Origin of the sequence: Ruminococcus sp. CAG:379 (assembly GCF_000434255.1) — a bacterium.
Classification (GTDB): Bacteria; Bacillota; Clostridia; order Oscillospirales; family Ruminococcaceae; genus Ruminococcus_F; species Ruminococcus_F champanellensis.
Window position 1 is genome coordinate 1 of record NZ_FR894862.1, and the last position, 4,877, is coordinate 4,877.

Consider the following 4,877-nt stretch of genomic DNA (forward strand, 5'->3'; position numbering starts at 1 on the left):
GAGCCATCAAACGCCACGCAATCACCTCCTACAGAAACGCGTCTGCAATTTCCTCGTCGTCACATTCATATTCAATGGCGATCTCCGCCTGGATCCGCCGTACCCGATCCCGTTCCGCATCATCCCGGATCCGGGTGGGATCCGCCGCCCGGTATGCCATGCGTTTTTTCAGCGGGCAGTCCTCCGGCAGCGCCTGCATCAGACTGCGGAACTCCCAATAATGCAGATGGTCGATCCGGATCAGATCCATGCCGTAGCACTGGCGGAATGCACCCAGAATGTAGGCTGCGTCCTGGGCGTAGGACAACACCGGTCGGGTCGGCTTACCGTCCATGCGCCGCTGCTGCCGCCCGGTCAGCAGGGGTTCTGCCGTAAAGAACCATTTCAGGGCACGCAGCGCCTTGGTGGCATCCGGCGGTCTGGCATCCAGATACCACTGGAGTGCTGATACCGCCTTGTCCCGCTGGGGGATATCCGGATCCAGAATCAGATCCGCAAATGCGATCCAGTCTCGGAAATCCGTGACCACCGGATAGTCCACCCCATCCACCTGCACACATTCGGGCAATGGATCAAACAGTAAATTGATCATTTCTGCCGCCTCCGCTGGGCACGGTTCTGGGGCAGATACCGGGCAATCTGCGCCCTGGCCGCATCCCGGGCGGTTCGCTGGGCGGACACAAACGCCAGGAATGACGCATAGACTGTCTCACATTCCGCAGCACTGTATTTCTTTTTGTGAATCTTTTCGGCGGTGCCGTCTCCGAAGATGCAGTCATACATGTTGTAGAACGTGGTGCAGTATGCTCTGGTGATCTCGGATGCAGTTCCGTCCTTGGGAATCTGCTTTGCAGCTTCTCCCATTTGTTTGAACGCCCGCTCGTAGCGTTCCAGATCGCCGATGTCGTCAATGTCCAGCACCAGGGTGGTGCCGTTGATTTCCCACTTTGTCAGATCTTCCTGGTTCATTGGCTCTCCTCCTTAAAAAAACTGCGGGCACATTACGTGTCCGCAGTGAATGTGACGGTTTTCCAAGCATCGGTGGATGTGACCTCGCCGAATACCTGTGGCCCCCGGCATTTGAAATCGCCGGCTCTTGTGTATGCCTCCACCTTGTCACCCTCGCCGTTGGGGATGACGGCATAGGAACGCTTGACCGCCCGCTTGGATCCGCTGGTTTCTCCCTCCTGATCCAGGAATACCACAATGATCTCCCGGACAGCGTCCTCTCCCAGCTGCTCCTCATCGGCGATATTGGCAATGTCCGCATGCACGGTGTTGCCCATCTCCTCGTCAAACGCATAGGAGATGGATTCTGCATATCCCACTACATCCTCGATGGCGGCATCCTCATCCACATATTGACGGCTGTAGGTTTTTGGGTTTTTGGATTTGCTCAGTGACGTGAATTTGGTCATCCGGGTATATGTGGTTGTCCCGGATTCCGCAGCGGGTACCCCGTAGTATGCCCGCCGCTGGGATCGTTTCACCAGTTTTCCCATTATGATTCCTCCTTTGTGTACAGTAATCTGCACTGAATCTGATACCGTGCATTGTGGTTGGTGTCTTCGAGCAGCACATAGCCGCCAGTGGTTGGCTCGATACTCTGTGCAGTGCAGCCATCCGGCAGCCGTGGCAGGATGTCTGCATCATTGTTCTGGCGCAGCCATTCTGCAAACTGCTCATAGAACTGGCTGTTTGCCAGGTTCTGCACCGTGTCCGTGCCGTATGCCTCCCGGGATGCAAACACAAACAGGTACTGCCACAGGCAGCCGCCGTCTGTGTACTGGGTGTACACCGGATCGCAGGGGACGGATTCCACCACATATTCAATGGGGTCCGCCCCCAGATAATCCAGGTTCAGCCGCCCATCCTCCAACAGAGGGCAGCCCGCCACATAGTCAACGATGGCTTCAATAATGGACTTCATTTCAGCTTGCCTCCCGATTTCTCCCGGATCTCATCCTTGTGATCGGCTTTCATGCGCTCAAACCAGTACTTGCCCCGCAGCCCACCATTCTGGGTGCCTTCCTGGCCACGTCCGGCGTTAGTGTAATAGTTCTGCCGTGCATAGGGTGCGATGTATTTCACTACACCCTCCCCGATGACGGTGCCCAGGATGCCGGATTTTTTCAGCATACCGGTGCGCATGGGCACATATGGATCCGATTGGCGCAGCACCTCGCTGTCCACCATCTTCTGTACGGCGTCAAACTGCTCATTCCGTCGTTTTGCAAAATCATCATTCCAGATCAGCTTGGCTTTTCCGGATTTCGATTCGGAAATAATGCCCCTTGGGGTCTTGATCTCTATCATGACATCACCCCTTTACACAAAAGTGCTGCAGCTCCGGACTGCCGTACCGATTGTCCTCACAGGATAGAATGGTATAGGCATCATCGTACTTCTGCAGCAGTGCAGCCACAGTGGTGTTGGCATCGATGTCCTCCCGTATCAGCCCCCGGATGATCAGATCACCGGGCGCAAGGGTGTATGCGCCGGATGGATCCGACGCATAGTCCTTGGGCGGCTTGTAGGGCTTTTCACATGCATCCGCCGGGATGTATACGGTCACGGAGTTGTCGGAGATATCCCCCTTGTCTCCGTGCCGGTGGGCATGGCTGCCGTCCCAGAACACTCCGTGGATCTGGGTGCGCACCCAGGTATCCCGGCGGTTTTTCCGATCTAACTGCCGGTTGTAGACCGTACAGTCTGCGTTGGTGTACATCATTCCACCCCCCGGAACATCAGGCCGTACCGGGACAGATACATGTACGCCAGCTCATACCGCCGTTTCTGCCGTGCAGTCTGGTTGGTGCTGCTGTCGGCATAGGACACAGAATAGTCGCCCACCTTTTCGGCGGTCTTGCCGTCCCGCTGTTCCTGCTTCTGGATCAGATCCGCCATGGCACAGCAGCACATTTTTACCGCCCTGCCGGTGGTATCGTCCGCCAGAATATCCTCCGTAATGCGGTCGTGGGTCACAGACGCCAGGTATTCCGACGCCCGGGCGGCCGCAAAGGTGTACTCCTCATCGGACAGCCTGCCTCCGTACAGGGTGCGGTAGTAGTCGTAGTCAGCGTACATGCCTGTCACCTCCGACTACTTGATCTTGTCCGCCGCTGCCGTGACATAGGTCACAGCCACCACCTTGGAACTGGACAGGTTGACGATCTCGATCACGTCACCCACGCTGACAGCGATTTCGGTAGTGCCGGAGGTCAGCGCCGTGCCGCTGTAGCTGCCGGAGGTCTGGTTGTAGGTTGCCCGGGCAGTGGGGTTTACCTTGTAGGCGTAGGTCGTGCCGGTGTTGCCTGCGCTGATGGTGGCGATGGTGGTGCCCTCGGCGCTGCCCTTTGCCAGGGTGGCGGTCAGACTGCCCGGTGCATATACATTCTGGATCGCCTTGGGGCGCAGTACCTTGTGGGCATAAACCATGCGACCGTTGACCCAGCTTGCGCCGATGTGTTTGCCGTCCTTCAGGTCCTCCAGCTTGACCGGCACGGAAAATTCCTTGACCCGGGCTGCAAACCGGGGATGCCCGGCGATAAACATCAACCCGGCGGTGTCGTCGTTGAATTCATAGACGGTAAATCCGGCGATCTTGCCCACAGCGCCGGTCTGCTTGATCTGATCCCCCAGACCGGATGCGCCGACGAAGTGATCCTTATCCTTCAGCAGCATGGCATAGAAGTCCGGCGTGGCAAGCAGATATCTGCCATCCGTGGGCACATTGGCTTTGCTCATTGCCCGGCGTACATCTACGATCAGGTCATAGGCGCTGGATGCGTCCACGCTGGCTGCATTGTATGCGGTACCCTCCGCCAGCAGCACGGTTGCGCCGTCGGTGTCAACGGTTTTGGCCAGGGAATAGCCTGCGCTGTCCAGCCGATCCGCCACCAGATTGGCAGGTACGGCTTCGGCATCATAGCCGTCAATGATTTCTCCCACAGCCTTGTCCTTGTTGATGGTCAGGGTCTGATAGGTGGTGGTGCCGTTGGTGGCGGTGATGCCGGCAGCCTTGTCGTAATCCGACACCTGCACCTCCGTATCCCGTACCGGGATCTTGACGGATCCGGCGCTGGGCTTGCCTTCGTAGTCGTTGTTGAAAACCACGCCGTCCTTCAGCACCAGGCTGTCCCGCAGCTTGGCGAGAACCAGGTCAGAGTAGCGTTCCTGCTGTTCGTGTTCCATATTGATTCCTCCTTAGTCTCTCGGCGCAAGGCCGGGGTTCTTGGCGTAAAATGCTGCCTCCACGCTGTTGGCAGCCGGTTCGTGGTGCATGGTGGATGCCACCACACGGGCTTCCGGCTTGGTGTCCAGGAATGCGCCAGGATGGCTCTCCCGGAACTTGCTGACGATATCGTCGCCACCAATGAGCTTGCCTGCGTCATCGAACTGCAAGCCTGCATCCGTCAGCTGCTTGGTGACATGCGCCTCGTACACGTCGTCCCGGAGACCCAGCCCCTTCACATAGCCCTCCAGCCTGTGCTTGTGCTGCATGGCAGTCTTATCCGCTTCTGCGGCTTCGTACTTAGTTTTCCAGTCCTCCGCAGCAGCCCTGATGCTGTCGATGTCCATTTCCCTGAACCCGGCGATCTGCTTGTTGGCTTCCTCCAGCTGCGCCTGGATCCCGGCGGTTTCCTCAGCGGCAGCCTTGACCTCTGTCGCTGCCTGGGTGATGATCTGGTCGGCAATGTCGTCTGCAATGCCCAGATCCGTCAGAAACTGTTTTTCCATTCTGTTCATCCTTTCTGTGTTTGGGTATAAAAATAGCGCCTGCTGTCAGGCGCAAGAGGGACTGCGGTTGTGGATCATGGCAACCTCCCTGGGCATAAAGAAAACGCCCTGAAAAGGACGTTTCAATGCGGTTTATG

The 4,877-nt window shown here is 57.4% G+C and carries 9 protein-coding genes; all 9 read right to left on the reverse strand.

All coding sequences use genetic code 11. The annotated features are described in order from the left end of the window. Nucleotides 1-28: 28 nt before the first annotated feature. From QVO51_RS03720 to QVO51_RS03760, 9 genes are read right to left on the reverse strand one after another with little or no spacing between them, the layout of a single operon-like run. A complete protein-coding gene (locus QVO51_RS03720) occupies nt 29-592 on the reverse strand; it encodes a bacteriophage Gp15 family protein (RefSeq protein WP_022357292.1) in 564 nt (187 codons plus the stop codon). After that, complete coding sequence (locus QVO51_RS03725; RefSeq protein ID WP_022357293.1) at nt 589-969, reverse strand: DUF6673 family protein; 381 nt, start codon at nt 967-969, stop codon at nt 589-591. The genes QVO51_RS03720 and QVO51_RS03725 overlap by 4 nt, the downstream gene beginning before the upstream one ends. A gap of 32 nt (nt 970-1,001) precedes the next feature. Further along, nucleotides 1,002-1,502: a hypothetical protein gene (locus tag QVO51_RS03730; protein WP_022357294.1), complete on the reverse strand. Its 501-nt coding sequence runs from the start codon at nt 1,500-1,502 to the stop codon at nt 1,002-1,004. Next, a complete protein-coding gene (locus QVO51_RS03735; protein WP_022357295.1) occupies nt 1,502-1,930 on the reverse strand; it encodes a hypothetical protein in 429 nt (142 codons plus the stop codon). The genes QVO51_RS03730 and QVO51_RS03735 overlap by 1 nt, the downstream gene beginning before the upstream one ends. Next, nucleotides 1,927-2,316, reverse strand: coding sequence for a minor capsid protein (locus QVO51_RS03740; protein ID WP_022357296.1), 390 nt, complete (start codon nt 2,314-2,316; stop codon nt 1,927-1,929). The genes QVO51_RS03735 and QVO51_RS03740 overlap by 4 nt, the downstream gene beginning before the upstream one ends. Nucleotides 2,317-2,320: 4 nt before the next feature. Then, on the reverse strand, nt 2,321-2,731 hold the full coding sequence (locus tag QVO51_RS03745) for a DUF6751 family protein (protein WP_022357297.1): 411 nt from the start codon (nt 2,729-2,731) through the stop codon (nt 2,321-2,323). Next, nucleotides 2,728-3,087, reverse strand: a complete 360-nt coding sequence (locus QVO51_RS03750; protein WP_022357298.1) for a hypothetical protein — start codon at nt 3,085-3,087, stop codon at nt 2,728-2,730. Before QVO51_RS03750 ends, QVO51_RS03745 begins: the two co-directional genes overlap by 4 nt. Before the next feature lie 15 nt (nt 3,088-3,102). Then, nucleotides 3,103-4,194 carry a coat protein gene (locus QVO51_RS03755; RefSeq protein ID WP_022357299.1) on the reverse strand — a complete coding sequence of 364 codons (1,092 nt, stop codon included), beginning with the start codon at nt 4,192-4,194 and terminating at the stop codon, nt 3,103-3,105. A gap of 12 nt (nt 4,195-4,206) precedes the next feature. Next, complete coding sequence (locus tag QVO51_RS03760) at nt 4,207-4,740, reverse strand: phage scaffolding protein (protein ID WP_022357300.1); 534 nt, start codon at nt 4,738-4,740, stop codon at nt 4,207-4,209. Nucleotides 4,741-4,877 lie beyond the last annotated feature (137 nt).